The 19,652-nt window shown below is 70.7% G+C and carries 15 protein-coding genes, 2 tRNA genes and 1 pseudogene; 7 read left to right on the top strand and 11 right to left on the bottom strand.

What is annotated here, in order from left to right; genetic code table 11:
* Positions 1–77 precede the first annotated feature (77 nt).
* Positions 78–1,349, top strand: coding sequence for a hypothetical protein (locus tag ACO1BR_RS13205; RefSeq protein ID WP_426795312.1), 1,272 nt, complete (start codon positions 78–80; stop codon positions 1,347–1,349).
* On the opposite strand, the gene ACO1BR_RS13200 is transcribed toward ACO1BR_RS13205, so the two are convergent.
* Positions 1,315–3,936 (bottom strand): valine--tRNA ligase, encoded by a 2,622-nt coding sequence (locus ACO1BR_RS13200; RefSeq protein ID WP_426795248.1) that lies wholly within the window; start codon positions 3,934–3,936, stop codon positions 1,315–1,317. The two genes, ACO1BR_RS13205 and ACO1BR_RS13200, sit on opposite strands and share 35 nt — an antisense overlap.
* A gap of 152 nt (positions 3,937–4,088) precedes the next feature.
* Here ACO1BR_RS13200 and ACO1BR_RS13195 point away from each other — a divergent pair, with 152 nt between their 5' ends.
* Positions 4,089–5,066 carry a hypothetical protein gene (locus tag ACO1BR_RS13195; protein ID WP_426795247.1) on the top strand — a complete coding sequence of 326 codons (978 nt, stop codon included), beginning with the start codon at positions 4,089–4,091 and terminating at the stop codon, positions 5,064–5,066.
* A 77-nt stretch (positions 5,067–5,143) separates the two neighbouring features.
* Here the strand turns inward: ACO1BR_RS13195 and clpX are convergent, their stop codons facing one another.
* From clpX to ACO1BR_RS13170, 5 genes are all read right to left on the bottom strand, one after another.
* Positions 5,144–6,427 carry an ATP-dependent Clp protease ATP-binding subunit ClpX gene (gene clpX / locus ACO1BR_RS13190; protein ID WP_189298781.1) on the bottom strand — a complete coding sequence of 428 codons (1,284 nt, stop codon included), beginning with the start codon at positions 6,425–6,427 and terminating at the stop codon, positions 5,144–5,146.
* 161 nt (positions 6,428–6,588) lie between these two features.
* Positions 6,589–7,263, bottom strand: a complete 675-nt coding sequence (locus ACO1BR_RS13185; protein ID WP_426795246.1) for an ATP-dependent Clp protease proteolytic subunit — start codon at positions 7,261–7,263, stop codon at positions 6,589–6,591.
* Between the two features lie 65 nt (positions 7,264–7,328).
* Entirely contained in the window at positions 7,329–7,931 is a 603-nt protein-coding gene (locus tag ACO1BR_RS13180) for an ATP-dependent Clp protease proteolytic subunit (protein ID WP_426795311.1), read from the bottom strand.
* Positions 7,932–8,232: 301 nt separating this feature from the next.
* Positions 8,233–9,630, bottom strand: a complete 1,398-nt coding sequence (gene tig / locus ACO1BR_RS13175) for a trigger factor (protein WP_426795245.1) — start codon at positions 9,628–9,630, stop codon at positions 8,233–8,235.
* A 200-nt stretch (positions 9,631–9,830) separates the two neighbouring features.
* Positions 9,831–9,907, bottom strand: a tRNA-Pro gene (locus tag ACO1BR_RS13170).
* 135 nt (positions 9,908–10,042) lie between these two features.
* On the opposite strand from ACO1BR_RS13170, the gene ACO1BR_RS13165 reads away from it, so the two are divergent.
* Both ACO1BR_RS13165 and ACO1BR_RS13160 read left to right on the top strand, forming a co-directional pair.
* A tRNA-Gly gene (locus tag ACO1BR_RS13165) sits at positions 10,043–10,113 on the top strand.
* Between the two features lie 622 nt (positions 10,114–10,735).
* Positions 10,736–11,116, top strand: a complete 381-nt coding sequence (locus ACO1BR_RS13160; protein ID WP_426795244.1) for an arsenate reductase family protein — start codon at positions 10,736–10,738, stop codon at positions 11,114–11,116.
* Between the two features lie 50 nt (positions 11,117–11,166).
* On the opposite strand, the gene ACO1BR_RS13155 is transcribed toward ACO1BR_RS13160, so the two are convergent.
* Positions 11,167–11,361 carry a hypothetical protein gene (locus ACO1BR_RS13155; protein WP_159503757.1) on the bottom strand — a complete coding sequence of 65 codons (195 nt, stop codon included), beginning with the start codon at positions 11,359–11,361 and terminating at the stop codon, positions 11,167–11,169.
* 134 nt (positions 11,362–11,495) lie between these two features.
* Positions 11,496–12,364: pseudogene (locus ACO1BR_RS13150) on the bottom strand (ABC transporter ATP-binding protein).
* 366 nt (positions 12,365–12,730) lie between these two features.
* Between ACO1BR_RS13150 and ACO1BR_RS13145 the strand changes: the two are divergent.
* Positions 12,731–13,948: a cation:proton antiporter gene (locus tag ACO1BR_RS13145; protein ID WP_426795243.1), complete on the top strand. Its 1,218-nt coding sequence runs from the start codon at positions 12,731–12,733 to the stop codon at positions 13,946–13,948.
* Here the strand turns inward: ACO1BR_RS13145 and ACO1BR_RS13140 are convergent.
* A complete protein-coding gene (locus ACO1BR_RS13140; protein WP_426795242.1) occupies positions 13,905–15,050 on the bottom strand; it encodes a PP2C family protein-serine/threonine phosphatase in 1,146 nt (381 codons plus the stop codon). The genes ACO1BR_RS13145 and ACO1BR_RS13140 overlap by 44 nt on opposite strands.
* Before the next feature lie 127 nt (positions 15,051–15,177).
* On the opposite strand from ACO1BR_RS13140, the gene ACO1BR_RS13135 reads away from it, so the two are divergent.
* Complete coding sequence (locus ACO1BR_RS13135; RefSeq protein WP_426795241.1) at positions 15,178–16,407, top strand: GNAT family N-acetyltransferase; 1,230 nt, start codon at positions 15,178–15,180, stop codon at positions 16,405–16,407.
* Between the two features lie 34 nt (positions 16,408–16,441).
* On the opposite strand, the gene ACO1BR_RS13130 is transcribed toward ACO1BR_RS13135, so the two are convergent.
* Both ACO1BR_RS13130 and ACO1BR_RS13125 read right to left on the bottom strand, forming a co-directional pair.
* Complete coding sequence (locus ACO1BR_RS13130; RefSeq protein ID WP_426795240.1) at positions 16,442–17,266, bottom strand: Fpg/Nei family DNA glycosylase; 825 nt, start codon at positions 17,264–17,266, stop codon at positions 16,442–16,444.
* A gap of 150 nt (positions 17,267–17,416) precedes the next feature.
* Positions 17,417–17,905 carry a ribose-5-phosphate isomerase gene (locus tag ACO1BR_RS13125; protein ID WP_426795239.1) on the bottom strand — a complete coding sequence of 163 codons (489 nt, stop codon included), beginning with the start codon at positions 17,903–17,905 and terminating at the stop codon, positions 17,417–17,419.
* Positions 17,906–18,122: 217 nt separating this feature from the next.
* On the opposite strand from ACO1BR_RS13125, the gene ACO1BR_RS13120 reads away from it, so the two are divergent.
* Complete coding sequence (locus tag ACO1BR_RS13120; protein ID WP_426795238.1) at positions 18,123–19,628, top strand: amino acid permease; 1,506 nt, start codon at positions 18,123–18,125, stop codon at positions 19,626–19,628.
* The last annotated feature ends 24 nt before the right edge of the window (positions 19,629–19,652 follow it).

The raw sequence follows: 19,652 nt of genomic DNA, 5'->3' as shown, positions 1-19,652 counted from the left end.
TATGTCCCCGGAGTTCAGACGACCGCAGCGGTCGGGAAAGCAGGAGCTGAAAACGCGTGCCGGCAATCAGTCAGCGGATGCATTTGGTACTGCTCACCGCCTGGACCGTCCTGTGGTTCATCGTCGTGGAGCCGCACGGCGGCTTCTCGTGGCATTACCTGCGCACCGGCGGTGAGCTGATCTACCAGGGCAGCGGCACCGGCGGCCTCAACCTGTACGCGCACCACCCCGAGCTCCAGATGGGGCCGATCAGCTTCCTGACGGCGGGGCTGTTCAACCCCTTCCCCGAGGCCACCGGGCAGTTCCTGGCCGCGGCCCTGATGTCCGCGCTCGGCCTGGTCATCGTGGTGCTGGCCGGCCGCAGCGCCGCCCACCACTTCCTGGGCACCGGCACCAACCACCAGCGGCTGCGGCAGCGGGTACTGATCGCCGGGCTGGCCTTCATCCCCATGTGGATCGAGGTCGCGGTCCGCTTCGGGCACCTCGACGACGTGCTGGCGCTGTTCTTCACCGCCCTCGCGGTGCGCGGTGTCACCCGCGGCAGCCCCGCGCTGACCGGTGCCTGCCTGGCCCTGGCGATGGACTCCAAGCCGACCGCGCTGGCCTTCGTCCCCCTGCTGCTGGCGCTGCCGCGGGACAAGTGGCTGCGCGCGGGCCTGTGGTGCGCGGGGCTGGTCGCGCTCGCCTGGCTGCCGTTCTTCCTCGGCGACGCCCAGTCCTTCGCCGCCGCGAAGTTCACCATCCCCAACCACCCGGCGTCCGCGCTGCGCTGGCTGGGCGTGGCCGACCCGAAGACCCCCGGCTGGGACCGGCCCGCGCAGTTCGCCCTGGGGCTCGTCCTGGGCGCGATAGCCGTCTGGCGCGGCCGGTGGGCGGCGGTGGTCCTGCTGGGCGCCAACGCCCGGATCGTGCTGGACCCCAGCGTCTACACGTACTACACCGCCTCGGTGCTGCTGGGCACGCTGCTGTGGGACGTCATCGGCCAGCGCCGGCTGGTCCCGTGGTGGAGCTGGCTGGCGGTGATCGTCCTCTACGGCAGCGTCTTCGTCGTCCCCGACGACTCCGTCCGCGGGCTGATCCGGCTGGCGTTCGTGGCGGTCTCCACCGCGTACGTGCTGCTCTGGCCCGTACGGGAGCGGGGCGGGCGCGGCGGGCGGCGGGGACGGCGCAGGCCCCCCGCCCTTGCGGACGAGGGGCCTGTGGAGCCTGAGGAGGGGCCTGCAGTGCCTGCGGACCAGGGGCCTGCGGACCCTGCGGCCCAGGGGCCGGTGCCCGGCACGAGGCCGCTTCCCGGCGCCTGGACGCAACCGCCGGCTACGCCGTGGGCAGGCCCGCCAGCTGCCCGGTGATCCGGACGATGTCCGCCTCCGCGGCCGCCAGCCGGCCGCGGATCTTCTCCACGACCTGCTCCGGGGCCTTGGCCAGGAACGCCTCGTTGCCGAGCTTCCCGGTGGCCTGGGCCTTCTCCTTCTCGGCGGCGGCCAGGTCCTTGGTGAGCCGCTTCCGCTCCGCCTCGACGTCGATCGCACCGGACAGGTCCAGGGCGACGGTGGCCCCCGCGACCGGCAGCGACGCGGTGGCGCTGAAGCCGTCCCCGGCCGGCTGGAGCCGCAGCAGCGACCGCATCGCGGCCTCGTGCGCCGCCAGAACCGTGCCGGACAGGTCCAGCTGGGCCGGGACCTTCTGGCCGGGCTGGAGCCCCTGGTCGGAGCGGAACCGGCGGACCTCGGTGACGATCTGCTGAACGGTCCCGATCTCCCGCTCGGCCGCCGCGTCGCGGAAGCCGGAGTCCTTCGGCCAGTCGGCGATCACGACCGACTCACCACCGGTCAGCGTCGTCCACAGCGTCTCCGTGACGAACGGCACGATCGGGTGCAGCAGCCGCAGCGTGACGTCCAGGACCTCGCCCAGCACCCGGCGGGAGGCGTCGGCGGCCGGGCCGCCCGCCATGAACGTCGTCTTGGACAGCTCGACGTACCAGTCGAAGACCTCGTCCCAGGCGAAGTGGAAGAGGGTGTCCGAGAGCTTGGCGAACTGGTAGTCGTCGTAGTACGCGTCGACCTCGGCGACGACCGCGTTGAGCCGGGAGAGGATCCACCGGTCGGTCGCCGACAGCTGCTCGGCGGGCGGGAGTTCGCCCTCCACCGTCGCGCCGTTCATCAGCGCGAAGCGGGTGGCGTTCCAGATCTTGTTGGCGAAGTTGCGGGACCCCTGGACCCAGTCCTCGCCGATCGGGACGTCGACACCGGGGTTGGCGCCGCGGGCGAGGGTGAAGCGGACGGCGTCCGAGCCGTAGGCGTCCATCCAGTCCAGCGGGTTGACCGCGTTGCCGAAGGACTTGGACATCTTCTTGCCGAACTGGTCGCGGACCATGCCGTGCAGCGCGATGGTGTGGAACGGCGGGGTGCCGTCCATGGCGTACAGCCCGAACATCATCATCCGGGCGACCCAGAAGAAGAGGATGTCGTAGCCGGTGACCAGGACCGAGTTCGGGTAGAACTTCCCGACGCTCGGGGTCTGCTCGGGCCAGCCCAGCGTGGAGAACGGCCACAGGCCCGACGAGAACCAGGTGTCGAGGACGTCGGTGTCCTGGTGCCAGCCCTCGCCGGTGGGCGCCTCGTCGTCCGGTCCGACGCAGACGACCTCGCCGTTCGGGCCGTACCAGACCGGAATGCGGTGGCCCCACCACAACTGCCGGGAGATGCACCAGTCGTGGAGGTTGTCGACCCAGCCGAAGTACCGGGACTCCATCTCCTTCGGGTGGATCGCGACCTTGCCCTCGCGGACCGCGTCACCCGCGGCCTTCGCCAGCGGGCCGACCTTGACCCACCACTGCATCGACAGCCGCGGCTCGATGGTGGTCTTGCAGCGCGAGCAGTGCCCGACGGAGTGGGTGTACGGGCGCTTCTCGGTGACGATCCGGCCCTCGGCGCGCAGCGCGCCGACGATCGCCGACCGGGCCTCGAAGCGGTCCAGCCCCTGGAACGGGCCGTGCGCGGTGATCACGCCGCGCTCGTCGAGGACGGCCAGGTTCGCCAGACCGTGGCGACGGCCGATCTCGAAGTCGTTCGGGTCGTGCGCCGGCGTGACCTTCACCGCACCCGTGCCGAACGCCGGGTCGACGTGCTCGTCCGCGACGACCGGGATGCGGCGGCCGGTCAGCGGCAACTCGATCTCGGTGCCGACGAGGTGGGCGTACCGCTCGTCCTCCGGGTGGACGGCGACGGCGGTGTCGCCCAGCATCGTCTCGGCGCGGGTGGTGGCGACGACGATCGACGTGTCCCCGTCCCCGTACCGGATCGAGACCAGCTCGCCGTCGTCGTCCTGGTACTCCACCTCGATGTCCGAGATGGCGGTCAGGCAGCGCGGGCACCAGTTGATGATGCGCTCGGCGCGGTAGATCAGCTCGTCGTCGTAGAGCCGCTTGAAGATCGTCTGGACGGCCTTGGAGAGTCCCTCGTCCATGGTGAACCGCTCACGGGACCAGGCGACGCCGTCGCCCAGGCGCCGCATCTGCCCCGAGATCTGGCCGCCGGACTCGTTCTTCCACTGCCAGACCCGCTCGACGAACGCCTCCCGGCCCAGGTCGTGCCGCGAGACGCCCTCCTTGGCGAGCTCCCGCTCGACGACGTTCTGGGTGGCGATGCCCGCGTGGTCCATGCCCGGCTGCCACAGCGTCTCGTACCCCTGCATCCGCTTGCGGCGGGTGAGGGCGTCGATCAGCGTGTGCTCGAAGGCGTGGCCCAGGTGGAGCGAGCCGGTGACGTTCGGCGGGGGGATGACGATGGTGTACGGCGGCTTGTCGCTCTTCTCGTCCGCCTCGAAGTAGCCCCGCTCTACCCAGCGCTCGTACAGCGGCCCCTCTACATCGGCCGGCGTGTACTGAGTCGGCAGTTCGGGGACGCTGTGCTTGGGCTGCTGAGTGTTCTCGGTCACGACGGACAGTGTACGGGCGGGAATGTAGCGGCTTCGAATCGGTTTCGCCCCCGGGGCACCGGTTGTCAGCGGCGTACTACAGGATGTCGGCAGCGCATCACCACCATGCACGGAATTTCCGGGGCATCAGCAGTCACGAGGGGAACCGCTCCATGAGCTTCAACCAGCCGCCTCCCGGCCCGTACGGCCAGCAGCCCCAGCAGCCGGGCCCCTACGGCCAGCCGCAGCCGCCCGCCCCGCAGCCCGGCTACGGCTATCCGCAGCAGGGCGGCCAGGTCCCACCGCAGCAGGGCCACGGCTACCCCCAGCAGGGCGGCCAGGTCCCTCCGGCGCAGGGTTACGGCTACCCCCAGCAGGCCCCTCAGCAGCAGTACGCCCCGCCGCAGCAGCCGAACTTCGGCCAGCAGCCCCCGTACGGCGGCCAGCAGACCCCCTACGGGATGATCCCCGACACCCCGGAGACCGGCGGCGGCAACGGCAAGAAGATCGGCATCATCGTCGGCGCCGTCGCCGCCGTCGCGGCGATCGGTGTGGGCGTGTACTTCGTCTTCGGCTCGGGCGGCAATGTCAAGCCGTACACGATCTCGCTGGGCGACAGCCTGCTGAGCGGGCAGTTCCACAAGCAGCCGACGAACGACGCCGGCGCCCAGGACTTCACCAACAACAAGGACGCCCAGGCGCTCGGCATCACCAACAGCAAGGGCGTCACCGGTCAGTACAAGGACGGCAGCGGGCTGGTGATGAGCGTGGTCGGCATCTACGGCAACATCGCCGACCCGCAGGGCGCCGTGACCAAGATGTTCGCCAAGGTCGACGAGAACGTGAAGCAGGACACCGACCGCCGGCACGGCAAGGTCGAGGACGTCACGCCCATCACCGCGTTCTCGCCGAGCGGCTTCGACGGCGCGGTCATGAAGTGCCGGACGCAGAAGCTCAGCTCCTCGATGGGCGGCGTGAGCCTGTCCTTCAACGCCTCCACCTGCATCTGGGGCGACAGCAGCGCCCTGGGCGTGGTCCAGATGATCGCCATGCCGGACCCCAGCGGCGCCGGCTCCGCCACCACCCCGAGCGCCAAGGACCTCTCGGACAAGACCGCGAAGCTCCGCAACGAGGTCCGCAAGGACAAGTAGCGGGTCCACACACGACGACCGCCCGGCAGCAACTCCGCTGCCGGGCGGTTCTGTTGTACGCGGGGGGGGGCCGGGCGCTACGCGCTCTTCTCCTGGGGCTCGCCCGACTCGCCGCGGGTGCGCGGGACCAGGGTCGGGTTGACGTTGGAGTGCACCACGTCCTCGGTGATGACGACGCGGGCGACGTCCTTGCGGGACGGGATCTCGTACATCACCGCCTGGAGGACCTCCTCCATGATGGCGCGCAGACCGCGGGCGCCGGTGCCGCGGAGGATGGCCTGGTCGGCGATGGCCTCCAGGGCCGGGCGGTCGAAGTCCAGCTCCACACCGTCGAGTTCGAAGAGCCGCTGGTACTGCTTGACCAGGGCGTTGCGCGGCTCCACCAGGATCTGCAGGAGCGCCTCGCGGTCGAGGTTGTGGACCGAGGTCAGGACCGGGAGGCGGCCGATGAACTCGGGGATCATTCCGAACTTCACCAGGTCCTCCGGCATGACCTCCTGGAGCCGGTCCTTGGACTCGATCTCCCGCTTGGAGCGGATCGTCGCGCCGAAGCCGATGCCCTTGGCGCCGGACCGGGCCTCGATGATCTTCTCCAGGCCGGCGAAGGCGCCGCCGACGATGAAGAGGACGTTGGTGGTGTCGATCTGGATGAATTCCTGGTGGGGGTGCTTGCGGCCGCCCTGCGGCGGGACCGAGGCGGTGGTGCCCTCCAGGATCTTCAGCAGGGCCTGCTGGACGCCCTCGCCGGAGACATCGCGGGTGATCGACGGGTTTTCGCTCTTCCGGGCGACCTTGTCGATCTCGTCGATGTAGATGATGCCGGTCTCGGCCTTCTTGATGTCGAAGTCCGCGGCCTGGATCAGCTTGAGGAGGATGTTCTCGACGTCCTCGCCGACATAGCCGGCCTCGGTCAGCGCGGTCGCGTCGGCGAACGCGAAGGGGACGTTGAGCATCCGGGCCAGGGTCTGCGCGAGCAGCGTCTTGCCGGAGCCGGTGGGGCCGAGCAGCAGGATGTTGGACTTGGCGAGCTCGATGCCCTCGTCGCCGCGGCCCGGGCCGTTCTCGCCCGCCTGCACCCGCTTGTAGTGGTTGTAGACGGCCACCGAGAGCGCCTTCTTGGCAGGCTCCTGGCCGACGACGTAGCCGTTGAGGAACTCGTAGATCTCGCGGGGCTTGGGGAGTTCCTCCCAGCGCACCTCGGAGGTCTCGGCGAGCTCCTCCTCGATGATCTCGTTGCAGAGGTCGATGCACTCGTCGCAGATGTACACACCAGGCCCCGCGATGAGCTTCTTCACCTGCTTCTGGCTCTTTCCGCAGAACGAGCACTTGAGCAGGTCGCCGCCGTCACCGATGCGTGCCACGAGGTGAATCCCCTTCGCCTGGGATCCGCATTGCTCCGCGGACCCGGGTGCTTGCCTATCGACGGTACCTTGCCGGGCCCCCCGTACGGGCCCCCCTTGGACCGACTCGGTTCACTCGGTCCAAGGGGGCAACACTCCGGCGCATTTCGCGAAGATCGCGATCAGACCGAGACGGAGGTCTTCCGCGTCGAGACGATCTGGTCGACCAGACCGTACGCCAGGGACTCCTCGGCGGTCAGGATCTTGTCGCGCTCGATGTCCTCGCGGATCTTCTCGATCGGCGTGGACGAGTGCTTGGCCAGCATCTCCTCCAGCTGCTGACGCATCCGCTGGATCTCGCGGGCGGCGATCTCCAGGTCGGAGACCTGGCCGCGGCCGGTCTCGCTGAAGGGCTGGTGGATCAGCACCCGGGCGTTGGGCAGCGCCATGCGCTTGCCCGGGGTACCTGCCGCCAGCAGCACGGCCGCGGCGGAGGCCGCCTGGCCCATGCACACCGTCTGGATGTCCGGCTTCACGAACTGCATCGTGTCGTAGATCGCGGTGAGCGCCGTGAAGGAGCCGCCGGGGCTGTTGATGTAGACCGAGATGTCGCGGTCCGGGTCCATCGACTCCAGGCACAGCAGCTGCGCCATGACGTCGTTGGCGGAGGCGTCGTCGATCTGCACACCGAGGAAGATCACCCGCTCCTCGAAGAGCTTGGCGTAGGGGTCGTACTCACGGACGCCCTGCGAGGTGCGCTCGACGAAGCGCGGGACGATATAGCGGGACTCGGCGGGCATGCCGGAGAACTCGGCCTGAGCGCGCTCGTAGAGGCCGCTTCCGGGGTAGCTGTTCATCTGGAGGTTCACCGTCCTGGTGGCGAAAGGGAGCTGGAGTCGACTGCGCGGCGGGTGTCCGGGGCTCAGGCCCCGGTGCCGCCCCCGCCCGGAACGCCGGAGGCGGAGGGCATGACGTCGTCGATGAGGCCGTACGCCTTGGCCTCCTCGGCGGTGAACCAGCGGTCGCGGTCGGCGTCCTTGGTCCACTGCTCCAGCGTCTGGCCGGTGTGCATGGCGGAGAGCTCGCCCAGGCGCTTCTTCGTGCGGAGCAGCTGCTCGGCGTGGATCTTGATGTCCGAGGCCGAGCCCGCCAGGCCCGCGGAGGGCTGGTGGATGAGGATCTCGGCGTTCGGCAGCGCGAATCGCTTGCCCGGGGTGCCGGCGCTCAGCAGGAACTGGCCCATCGAAGCGGCGAGGCCCATGGCGATGGTGACCACGTCGTTCTTGATGTACTGCATGGTGTCGTAGATCGCCATGCCGGCCGTGACCGAACCACCGGGGGAGTTGATGTAGAGGAAGATGTCCTTGTCCGGATCAGCGGCGAGGAGCAGCAGCTGCGCCGTGATCTTGTTGGCGATGTCGTCGTCGACCGGCTGGCCGAGGAAGATGATCCGCTCGCCGAGCAGCCGGTTGTAGACCTGGTCGCCGAGGCCACCGGAGGTCGGCTCAGCGGCGGCGGAAGGCATCGGGATCGTCACGTGTCCACCTGCTCGTTGTCGGACGGCTCGCGACCGTCTCAGCGTCGTCTTCTGGGGCGCGGGGACCGGCGCCGTGTGGTGCGCCCGGCGCGCGTTCAGAAACTCCCCTGCCCTCGTATCTACGGACCCTAACGCGCAGGTCGGACAACGCCATCCCGCAGCGAGAACTGTTCGCTGTGAGCGCAGGCTCACCGACCGGTATGACGTACGGGCCCGAACACGCACACGTGCGTGTTCGGGCCCGTACTCAGCGCTCGAAGTGCCCGGGGAGGCCCCGGACGGCCGGGGCTCAGCCCTCGGTCTTCGCGGCCTCCTCGGCCTTCTCGTCGGTGCCCTCGGCCTCGGCGACGACGGCCTCGGCGACCTCGACCTCGTCCTCGTCCTCCAGGTCGACGACCTGGCCGTTGGAGTCCTTGACCGTGGCGGCCTCGACGACCACCGCGAGGGCCTTGCCGCGGGCGACCTCGCCGACCAGCATCGGGACCTGGCCGCCCTCGACGACCGCCTGGGCGAACTGGTCGGGGCTCATGCCGGAGGACTGGGCGCGGCGCATGAGGTGCTCGGTGAGCTCCTCCTGGCTGACGTTCAGCTTCTCCTTGTTGACCAGCTCGTCCAGGATGAACTGGGTCTTGATGCCCTTCTCGGCCTGCTCCTTGGTCTCGGCGTCGAACTCCTCCTCGGTCTTGCCCTGGATCTCCAGGTACTTCGCGAGGTCGAGGCCCATCTGGCCGAGCTGGTGGTGCTCCAGGTTGTGCTTGCGGGTCTGGATCTCGTCCGCGAGCAGCTTCTCCGGCATCGGCACCTCGACGAGCTTGAGCAGCTCGTCCAGGACCTTCTCCTGCGCCTGGGTGGCCTGGTCGTACTTCTTCATCTGCTCAAGGCGCTTGCGGCTGTCCGCGCGCAGCTCCTCAAGGGTGTCGAACTCGCTGGCCAGCTGCGCGAAGTCGTCGTCCAGCGCGGGCAGTTCGCGGGACTTGACCTCGGTGACGTCGACCTTGACCTCGGCCTCCTTGCCCTGGGCGGAGCCGCCCTTGAGCTCGGAGGTGAAGGTGGCGCTGCCGCCGGCCTCCAGGCCCTTGACGGCCTCGTCGATGCCGTCGAGGAGCTCGCCGGAGCCGACGGTGTACGTGACGCCGTTGGCGACGCCGTCCTCCAGGACCTCGCCGTCGACCTTGGCCTCCAGGTCGACGGTCAGCACGTCGCCCTCCTGGGCGGCGCGCTCGGCCGGGGTGGTCGTGGCGAAGCGCTCACGCAGCTGCTCGACGGACTTGTCGACGTCCTCGTCCGACACCTCGACGGCGTCGACCTCGACCTCGATGCCGGAGTAGTCCGGGATCTCCAGGGCGGGGCGGATGTCGACCTCGGCGGTGAAGGCCAGCAGCTCGTTGTCCTTGAGCTCGGTGATGTCGACCTCGGGCTGGCCGAGGACGTTCAGCTCCGCCTCGTTGACCGCTTCGGTGTAGAACTTCGGGAGCGCGTCGTTGACGGCCTCTTCCAGCACGGCGCCGCGACCGAACCGCTGGTCGATGACGCGGGCCGGGATCTTGCCCCGACGGAAGCCCTTCACCGTGACCTGCTGGTTGATCTTCTTGTACGCCGCGTCGAGGCTGGCCTTGAGCTCCTCGAAGGGCACCTCGACAGTGAGCCGAACCCGAGTCGGGTTCAGGGTCTCCACGGCGCTCTTCACGGTTCGGTCTCCTTGGGGCTGACTTCTGGGGTTATGCCTGAGATCTTCCGGTTCCGGCAGATCCCGGCCCGGCCGATCGCGCCCGGTACAAAAGACACACAGGCACGCAGCTTGCATAGTAACCGCAAGGACGAGGGCACCCACAACGCGATCTCGAACGGCCACTGATGCCGCATCCGCGGCATCGGGCGGGTACCAACTGGTCGGGGTGGCCGGATTCGAACCGACGACCTTCCGCTCCCAAAGCGGACGCGCTACCAAGCTGCGCCACACCCCGTCGGTGCGACACGTAGGGTACATGGCCGCGGACTCTGCGGCTGCCAGTTATTCGGGAGCGCGGTGCGGTGTGCGGCGGACCGCCGTCACCCGCTACGATGCACTGCGTGCCGAGGTCCTGCGACCGTCGGCGCTCGCGGGCGTAGCTCAATGGTAGAGCCCCAGTCTTCCAAACTGGCTACGCGGGTTCGATTCCCGTCGCCCGCTCCGAAACGGCCCGGGGCCGGATCGTGGACTTTCCCGAGTGGACTTTCCCGATCCGGCCCCGGGCCGTTTGCGTCGCCGACCGCCGGGATGTCCGTCACTTCCCCCGCCGAATTCCCCACCGGCGGAATTCCGGATTCGCCGCGGCGCGCCCCTCCCGGAAAACGTTGCCCGGCCGGCCGATATCCGCGTGATCGCCGCCGAGCCCGTGTCCGGTATCTCCGCGTACCCGGAGAAGAACGTGCGCCACGGCACCCCGCTACGCGCCATGGTGGCCTCCTAGGCGGACTCCGGGGCGATGGTCCACGCCCGGGTCTACGCCCGGTCTACGCCTGGGTCTACGCCCGTACGCCCCGGGAATTCCGGTCCGTACGGGGGCCGGAAGGCGGACGGCGGCATTAGCCGGGCGTTTCCGCGCAACCGCGGACCGGATGGTTCATCGCTCCGCGAAACTGGGACAGAACCGCGGCGGAACCGAGGCGAAAACGCGCCGGCGCGGACCGCAACTCGCGGATAGCGGATAGCGGATATCCGCTGTCGGAATGCGTCGGCCGGCCGGACATCCGCTTTCCCCCGTCGCCGGTAGGGCACTCGTGCCGATGGGGCGGTTGGCTAGGGTGCACGTATGGAGATCTGGATCAACCCTGCCTGTTCCAAGTGCCGTTCCGCCGTGCAGCTCCTCGACGCGGAGGGGGCGGAGTACACCGTGCGGCGGTATCTCGAAGAGCCGCCGAGCGCCCAGGAGTTGCGGGAGGTGCTGGAGCGGCTGGCGCTGGAGCCGTGGGACATCACCCGCACCCAGGAGGCCGACGCGAAGGAACTCGGCCTGAAGGACTGGGGCCGCACGGCGGAGGACCGCGAGCGGTGGATCGAGGCGTTGGCGGCGCACCCCCGGTTGATCCAGCGCCCGATCATCACCGCCGACGACGGATCGGCACTGGTGGGACGCAGCGAGGACGCCGTACGGGACGCGCTGGGGCGGACCGGGGGTGGCGACGCCCCCTGAGCCCGGTCCGCGCCGCGGACCGGCCTGGGGTCTGTCCGACAGGTCGGACCCTAGAACGTGATGTGGTTGATGGTCTGCGCGATGGAGGTCAGGAACCGGTTGATCGACGGCGCCATCCCCGTGGAGGCGAGGAAGAAGCCGAAGAGTATGGCGACGAGCGCCGGGCCCGCCTTGATCGACTTCTGTCTGATCAGCACGACGAGGATGATCCCCAGCATCACGACAACTGACAGCGAAAGAGCCACAACTGATCACACCCTCGGTCGGAACGCCTCACCGGCCCTGGGGCATGCCGCGCACACCCCCGGCACCCATCGTGCCATCAACTCTTTGCCCATCGCAGGCGGGTGACGAATCTTCGGCCAACGCTTTGCCCGATTCATGGGGTTGGCGTGAAGTGGGGCGAGTGGGGGGTTGTGGGGTGATGTCCGGGCGGTGCGGAAGAGGTGACGCGCGGCCGGCCGGACGCGGCGCGACTGCGGTCCGTGAGCACCGCCATCCGGGGCGGCGATCCGGTCGGCGGGAGCGCCCTCCAGCCGGTCCGCCGGAGCCCCGTCGGTGAGGAGGAGGACCTGGTCGCGGCCCAGGCGGCGGCGACCGGGGCGTGGGTGACCATGACGTCCGTGGCGCCGAGGGCGTCGACGGTGTGCCGCAGGACGGCCAGGATCTCGGCCGCGGTCGCGGCGTCCAGGCGCCGGCCGGCTCGTCGGCGAAGATCACGTCCGGCGCGGTGACCAGGGCCCGGGCGATCGCCACCCTCCCCCGGTCTCACCTTCGTTCGACCGGGGGTACTCCCACCTGCCGGCCCCCGGACAGCTGACCGGGGCGACGCCGGGCGTGATCGCGCAGGCCGACCCGGGCCAGCACGTCGACCGCCTGCCCGCGGTCCGGGCGCTCACCGGCCAACCGCAGCGGCAGCAGGACGTTCTGCTCGACGGTGAGCGCGGGCAGCAGGTTGAACGCCTGGAAGACGAAGCCCGGCCGGCTGCGGCGCAGCGCGGCCAGACGGCCCTCGCGGAGCCGGGTGATCTCCGTGCCGGCCAGGCGGACGGAGCCGGCGGTGGGGCGGCCGAGGCCGGCCGCGCACTGGAGGAAGGTGGACTTCCCCGAGCCCGAGGGGCCCATGACGGCGGTGAACGAGCCGTTCGGCAGGGCGAGTTCCCTGTCACGCAGGGCGTGTACGGCGCCGGCGCCGCGACCGTACCGGCGGCACACCCCGCGTAGTTCCACGGCGTGTCCACCGCTCATCGGGCACTCCCGTTCCGTGTGGTCGACCGGCCTCCCACGACGGCCGGTCACCGCGTTCACCGTAGGGATCGGGCGCCTGGTCCGGCCATGAGGAGGGCCGCCGGTCACGCCGGGGAAAACCCCACCCCCGAGGGGTGTGGAGGGGGCGGGCATCGCGGACCGGGCTCGGGCACCGACGCCCGCACCCGTACCCGCGTCCGCACCCACAGAGCCAATCGTTTGGTAATCTAAGTATTGACGATCTCTTGACGCATCCTTGACCTATTCGCGTTCTCGACCCGGGCCGCCGGCGCACGCGCCAACCGGCCGGAGCACCCGACGACCAGGAGGAACGGGCCCATCGGACACGCAGACACCCTGATCGCCATGGGCGGCGCCTTTCTCGCCGCCGGCGTCCTCGCCCGCCTCGGCGGCCGGATCGGACTCCCCACCATCCCCCTGTTCATCCTGGCCGGAATCCTGCTCGGCCCGCACACCCCCGGCATCGTGCTGGTCGCCGACCCGCACGACCTGGAGATGCTCTCCCTCCTCGGCCTGGTGCTGCTGCTCTTCTACCTGGGCCTGGAATTCCATGTGGACGACCTGAAGGCGGGCGGGCGCAGGATGGCGCTGGCCGGCGGCGCCTACCTGGCGCTGAACGTCGGCGCCGGGCTCGGCTTCGGCTTCGCGCTCGGCTGGGGCACCGCCGAGGCGCTGGTGCTCGCCGGGGTGCTGGGCATCTCCTCGTCGGCCATCGTCACCAAGGTGCTGGTCGACGCCGGGCGGCTGGGCAACCCGGAGACCAAGCCGATCCTCGGCATCATCGTCGTCGAGGACATCTTCCTGGCGCTCTATCTGGCCGCGCTGCAACCGGTGCTGTCCGGTGCCGACTCGCTCGGGTCGGCCGCCCTGGACGCCGGCAAGGCGTTCGGCTTCCTGCTGCTGCTCGCGGCGGCCGCCCGCTGGGGGACCCGGGTCGTCGGCCGGCTGATCGCCACCAAGGACGACGAACTGCTGGTGATCTCCTTCCTGGGCGCCGCCGTGCTGGTCGCCGGGGTCTCCGAGTGGTTCGGGGTCGCGGACGCCATCGGCGCGTTCATGGTGGGCCTGATGCTGGGCAGTACCCGCTCCGGCCCGCGGATCCGGGAGCTGGTGCATCCGCTGCGGGACGCGTTCGGGGCGATCTTCTTCTTCGCCTTCGGGCTCTCCGTCGACCCCGGTGACCTGCCCCGCGTGCTGGGGCCGGTGCTGGTCGCGGTGGCACTGACACTGCTGATGAACGTGCTGGCGGGGCTGGTCGCCGCACGGATCCACGGCTTCGGGTCCGGTCCGGCCGCGAACATCGCCACCGCGCTGCTGGCCCGCGGCGAGTTCGCGCTCATCCTGGCGACGATGGCCGCGGGCGCCGGGCTCGACGAGCGGCTGTCCCCGTTCATCGCCGGGTACGTCCTGATCCTGGCCGTCCTCGGTCCGCTGGCCGCCGGCCGTTCCGGGCTGCTGGCCCGCGCCCTGCCGGGCGGGCGCGCGGGCAGCCGTACGGAACCGGAGGCGGGGCGGGCGGCTACGCGTCCCGGCAGATCAGCAGCAGCGCCCGGTCGTCGTTGACGTCCTTGGCGACGGCCTCGATGAGATGCCAGGCGGCGCCGGCGAAACCGCCGTGCACATAGCGCTCGGCCTCGCCGGTCAGCCGGTCGATGCCCTCGGCGATATCGCGGTCGGCGGCCTCCACCAGGCCGTCGGTGAACATCATCAGCACGTCGCCGGGCCGCAGCGTGCCCTTGACCGGGTCGAACTGGGCGCCGTCGTAGACCCCGAGCAACGGCCCCTCCCCCGCTTTCTCCTCCCAGCGGCCGGTGCCCGCACTGAGCTGTAGGGCGGGAAGGTGGCCCGCGGAGAGGAGTTCGTAGTCCCCGGACTCCAGGTCGAGGACGAGGTGGATGGAGGTGGCGAACCCCTCGTCCCAGTCCTGCCGCAGGAGGTAGCCGTTGGCGGCGGGCAGGAAGCCGTGCGGCGGGAGGGAGCCGAGCAGCCCGCCGAAGGCGCCGGAGAGGAGCAGCGCGCGGGACGCGGCGTCCATGCCCTTGCCGGAGACGTCGGTGAGCACGACTTCGAGGATGTTGCCGCCCTGGGTGCGGGAGGCCACCACGAAGTCGCCGGAGAAGGACTGCCCGCCGGCCGGGCGGAGCGCCATCTCCTGGTGCCAGCGCTGGGGCAGTTTGGGAAGTGCGCTCTGGACCCGGATCCGCTCGCGCAGGTCGAAGAGCATGGTGCCGCCGCGCCGCCAGGGCACCCCGACCCGGCTGCGGAACTGCGCGATCAGCAGCCCGAAGAGCCCGACCGCGGCGACGACCAGGACCGTGCCGGGGCTGATCCGGTCGGGCCCCTCGTCGTACGGGCCGAACAGCGCGGCCTCGACAATCAGGGCGGTGGCGGAAGCGGCGTACAGGACAAGGAGGTTGGCCGGCCGCAGCAGCAGACCGCCGGCGATGATCGGGAGGACCAGCGCGGTGGGCGCGAACCACTCGGAGTGCCAGAGGGTGCCGGCGGCGATGGCGGGTATGGCGGCGAGCAGGGCGGCCAGGGCGAGCCAGTCGGAGCCGTCGCCGCGGAAGTAGTCGACTCCGGCCTTGCGCAGGCCGATGCGGGCCCGGTGCAGACCTCTGCGCATCCGGGCCGTCAGGGGTTCCGCTCCCGGGCCGCGTGTCATTGCTCTGGGACCTTATCCACCCGTTCGGCGGTGCGTCGATTCGCCGCACGTCACCCAGGGGAATTGCCGGGAAATCGCGTTCGAAATGCGGTCGCGCGGCCGGAGAGCGTGCTGCTAGGCATGGCGCATGACAACAGAGTTGCAGCCGTTGCGGTGGGCCGAGTGGGATGCCTGGTTCGACACGTTGGACGTGGCCTTCGGCGGGGTCGCGGACGCTCCGGAACGGCGTGCCTGGTGGCGGGAGGTCACCGAGATCGACCGGATGCTGGCGGTCCGGGACGGCGCGGACACCGTCGCCACGGGTGGCGCCTTCTCGTTCGGACTAACGGTGCCGGGTGGCGCGGAGTTGCCCGTCGCCGGGGTCACGGCGGTCGGTGTGCTGCCGACGCACCGCCGCCGCGGGGTGCTGCGCTCGATGATGCGGCATCAGCTGACCGACATTCATGAGCGCGGTGAGGCGCTGGCGGTGCTGACCGCCTCGGAGCCGGCGATCTACGGGCGCTTCGGCTACGGCGTGGCCACCCAGGGGATGGGGATGACGGTGGACACGGTGCGGCTGGCTGCCCCGGATCTGCCCGGGGTGGACGGTGTGCGGCTGCGGCTGGCGGACCCGGTGGCCGCGGTGCCGGACTGCGAGCGGGTCTACGCCCGACTGGTCCCGGAGCGGCCGGGGATGCTCGCCCGGCGGCCCGGCTGGGAGCGGCAGGGGGTGCTCGACCCGGAGAGCGAGCGGAACGGGGCCGGAACGCTCCAGTGCGTGCTGGCCGAGGTGGACGGCGAGGTGCGGGGGTACGCCCGGTATGCCGTCAAGCCGGAGTGGGAACGCTCCGGGCCGTGCGGGCAGGTGACCGTGCGGCAGATCGAGGCGCTGGACCCGGTGGTCTACGCGGCGCTGTGGCGCTATCTGTTCGGGATCGACCTGACCGCGTCGGTGGCGGTGCGGGGCCGGCCGGTCGACGACCCGCTGCCTCATCTGGTGGCGGACCAGCGGCGCTGCCAACTGGGGTTGCAGGAGGCGCTGTTCATCCGGCCGGTGGACGTGGGGGCCGCGCTGGCGGCACGCACGTACCGGACACCGGTGGAGGTGGTGCTGGACGTCGCGGACGACTTCTGCCCGTGGAACGCGGGGCGCTGGCGGCTGTCCGGCGACGAGAAGGGCGCGGTCTGCGAGCGGACCGCCGACCCGGCCGATCTCGCCCTGTCCGTACGGGAGTTGGGCTCCGCCTACCTGGGCGGCTTCTCGCTGGCGACGCTGGCGGGGGCGGGCCGGGTGCGGGAGCTGCGGCCGGGGGCGCTGGCGGCGGCCGCCCCCGCCTTCGGGTCGGACGTGGCGCCCTGGCTGCCGCACGGGTTCTAGCCGTACGACCCCGGCCGCGCGCATCGGACAGGCCCTACGCCCGCCGGGCCGTGGCCGGTTGGCAGCCCGGGCACCAGAAGAGGTTGCGGGCGGCGAGGTCGGCGGTGCGGATCTCGCCGCCGCAGATGTGGCAGTGGCCGGCGGCCCGGCGGTAGACGTACACCTCGCCGCCGTGGTCGTCGACGCGCGGCGGGCGGCCCATGGCCTCGGGCAGGTGCTCGGGGCGGACGGTGTCGATCCGGTTGTGCCGGACGCCCTCGCGCATCAGGGACACCAGGTCGGCCCAGATCGCGTCCCACTGGGCGCGGGTGAGGTCGCGGCCCGGGAGGTAGGGGTCGATGCCGTGCCGGAAGAGGACCTCGGCGCGGTAGACGTTGCCGACTCCGGCGATCACCTTCTGGTCCAGGAGCAGCGCCGCGATGGTGGTGCGGCTGCGGGCGATCCGCTGCCAGGCGCGGGCACCGTCGTCGCCGGGGCGCAGCGGGTCGGGGCCGAGCCGGGCGTGTATCGCCTGCTTCTCGGCGTCGGTGATCAGGGCGCAGGTGGTGGGGCCGCGCAGATCGGCGTAGTGGCGGGCGCCGACCAGCCGCAGCCGGACGGTGTCGGTGGGCGGCGGGGCCGGGGTGCCGCCGAAGCCGAGCTTGCCGAAGAGGCCGAGGTGGACGTGGACCCAGCGGTCCGGGCCGAAGTCGAGGAAGAGGTGTTTGCCGTGCGCCTCGGCGGTGTCCATGACCTGGCCGTCGACGAGCGCCGCGCCGTCCGCGAACTTGCCCTGCGGGCTGCTCGCCCGGACCGCTCCGCCCTCGAAGCGGTCCCGGTGGTCCAGCGCGAGGCGGTGGATGGTGTGCCCCTCGGGCATCGGGTGGTCCTCCAGTGGGCACGCCCGCCCGCCCCGGTGGGCGGCGGGCGGCGCGGCGCCCGCCGCTCCGGTGCGGGGCCTCCCCCGCTCACGCGGAGGCGGGAAGCTCGGGGAGGGGTGCCCGCACCGGAGGGCGGCGGGGTGCGGCGGTCAGTCCTGCTGCGGGTGGTGGGCCGGGATCGGGGGGAGTTCGCCGGTGGTCTCGTAGGCGGCGAGCATCTCGATCCGGCGGGTGTGCCGCTCCTCGTCGGAGTACGGCGTGGCGAGGAAGACCTCGATGAACCGGGTCGCCTCCTCTTCGGTGTGCATCCGGCCACCGACCGAGATGACGTTGGCGTTGTTGTGCTCCCGGCCGAGCGCGGCGGTCTGCTCGCTCCAGGCGAGCGCGGCGCGTACGCCCTTGACCTTGTTGGCGGCGATCTGCTCGCCGTTGCCGGAGCCGCCGATCACGATGCCGAGGCTCTCCGGGTCGGCGGCGGTGCGCTCCGCGGCGCGCAGGCAGAACGGGGGGTAGTCGTCCTGGGCGTCGTAGATGTGCGGGCCGCAGTCGACGGGTTCGTGGCCGTGGGCCGTGAGCCAGTCGACGAGGTGGTTCTTGAGGTCGAAACCTGCATGATCGGAGCCGATGTACACGCGCATGGCACGAGTGTGGCACGACGCTGCGGGGGTAGACGTCACCGGGGCTTTGTGCCGCCGCCGGCGACTCCGCACAACTCGGCGGTAACCACAACGATCCGGGTTCGGCTCTTCCCAACGGCCGTTCACAACGGTCTAATTCCTGGGTTCCCCACGCAGAACCACAGTTCTCCACGCAGAACCATAGTTCCCCACACAGAACCACAGAAGGACGGTGCACATGGGCGCGCACCCTCCCCCGAGCTCCGAAGGAGCAGGGGGCATCCCCCTGGCGAAAGCGGTCCCCGCCGCCGGTGAACCCGGCGGCGGAGCCGGCGGGGGCCAGTCGCAGGACGGACTCCAGGCAGGGCTGAAGAACCGCCATCTGTCGATGATCGCCATCGGCGGGGTCATCGGCGCGGGTCTGTTCGTCGGATCCGGCGCCGGGATCAGAGCCGCAGGTCCCGGCATCCTCCTCTCCTACGCACTGACCGGCCTGCTGGTCGTGCTGGTGATGCGGATGCTGGGCGAGATGGCCGCGGCCTCGCCGACGTCCGGGTCGTTCTCGGCGTACGCGGACCGGGCGCTGGGGCGCTGGGCGGGCTTCACGATCGGCTGGCTGTACTGGTTCTTCTGGTCGGTGGTGCTGGCCGTGGAGGCGACAGCGGCGGCGTCGATCCTGACCGGCTGGGTCCCGGCCGTCCCGCAGTGGGCCTGGGCGCTGCTGGTGATGATCGTGCTGACGGGCACGAACCTGGTGTCGGTCAGCTCGTTCGGCGAGTTCGAGTTCTGGTTCGCCGGGATCAAGGTCGTGGCGATCGTGATCTTCATCGTGGTCGGCGCGCTGGCGATCTTCGGGCTGCCGCCGGGTCACCACGCGGTGGGCACGGCCAACCTGACCGGGCACGGCGGCTTCCTGCCGAAGGGGCCGGGCGCGATCCTCTCCGGCATGCTGCTGGTGGTCTTCTCCTTCATGGGCAGCGAGATCGTGACGCTGGCGGCGAGCGAGTCGCCGAACCCGGTGGTGGCCGTCCGCAAGGCCGTCAACAGCGTCATCTGGCGGATCGCGCTGTTCTACATCGGCTCGATCACGGTGATCGTGACGCTGCTGCCGTGGGACGACCCGGAGGTGGCCAAGAGCCCGTACGTGGCGGTGCTGAAGTCGCTGAACATCCCGTACGTGGACGTGGTGATGGACGTGGTCGTGCTGACCGCGGTGCTGTCCTGCCTGAACTCCGGGCTCTACACGGCGTCCCGGATGGCGTACTCGCTCGGTGCGCGCGGGGACGCGCCCAAGGCGTTCGCGACAGTCAACAAGGGCGGCGTGCCGGCGGTGGCGATCTGGGCGTCGGTGGCCTTCGGCTTCATCGCGACGATCTTCAGCTACACGTCGAAGGACACCGTCTTCCAGTTCCTGCTCAACTCGTCCGGCGCGGTGGCGCTGTTCGTCTGGCTGGTCATCTGCTTCTCGCAGCTGCGGATGCGCCGGACGCTCGAACGGGAGGCGCCGGAGCGGCTGTCGGTGCGGATGTGGCTGTACCCGTGGCTGACCTACGCCACGATCGCGCTGATCGTCTTCGTCGTGGGCTACATGTTCTACGACAAGGACGGCCGGGAGCAGATGGTGCTGTCGGTGGTGGCGGCCGTGGTGGTGCTGGCGGTCGGGCTGACCCTGGAGCGGCGGCGGCCACGTGCGCACGAGGCGGAGACGACGGCCGAGGCGGCGGAGGCGGCCGAGGGAGCCTGACCGCTCCTCGGAACGACGGCGGGG

Origin of the sequence: Streptomyces sp. YGL11-2 (assembly GCF_050054615.1) — a bacterium.
In the GTDB taxonomy this organism is placed as follows: Bacteria; Actinomycetota; Actinomycetes; order Streptomycetales; family Streptomycetaceae; genus Streptomyces.
This window is presented reverse-complemented; position numbering and strand designations above follow the sequence as displayed.

Coding starts and splice junctions, on each gene's coding strand:
- ACO1BR_RS13205 (WP_426795312.1), top strand. CDS start 78: ATGCATTTGGTACTGCTCACCGCCTGGACCGTCCTGTGGTTCATCGTC.
- ACO1BR_RS13195 (WP_426795247.1), top strand. CDS start 4,089: ATGAGCTTCAACCAGCCGCCTCCCGGCCCGTACGGCCAGCAGCCCCAG.
- ACO1BR_RS13185 (WP_426795246.1), bottom strand. CDS start 7,263: ATGAACAGCTACCCCGGAAGCGGCCTCTACGAGCGCGCTCAGGCCGAG.
- ACO1BR_RS13180 (WP_426795311.1), bottom strand. CDS start 7,931: ATGCCTTCCGCCGCCGCTGAGCCGACCTCCGGTGGCCTCGGCGACCAG.
- ACO1BR_RS13160 (WP_426795244.1), top strand. CDS start 10,736: ATGGAGATCTGGATCAACCCTGCCTGTTCCAAGTGCCGTTCCGCCGTG.
- ACO1BR_RS13145 (WP_426795243.1), top strand. CDS start 12,731: ATGGGCGGCGCCTTTCTCGCCGCCGGCGTCCTCGCCCGCCTCGGCGGC.
- ACO1BR_RS13140 (WP_426795242.1), bottom strand. CDS start 15,050: ATGACACGCGGCCCGGGAGCGGAACCCCTGACGGCCCGGATGCGCAGA.
- ACO1BR_RS13135 (WP_426795241.1), top strand. CDS start 15,178: ATGACAACAGAGTTGCAGCCGTTGCGGTGGGCCGAGTGGGATGCCTGG.
- ACO1BR_RS13130 (WP_426795240.1), bottom strand. CDS start 17,266: ATGCCCGAGGGGCACACCATCCACCGCCTCGCGCTGGACCACCGGGAC.
- ACO1BR_RS13125 (WP_426795239.1), bottom strand. CDS start 17,905: ATGCGCGTGTACATCGGCTCCGATCATGCAGGTTTCGACCTCAAGAAC.
- ACO1BR_RS13120 (WP_426795238.1), top strand. CDS start 18,123: ATGGGCGCGCACCCTCCCCCGAGCTCCGAAGGAGCAGGGGGCATCCCC.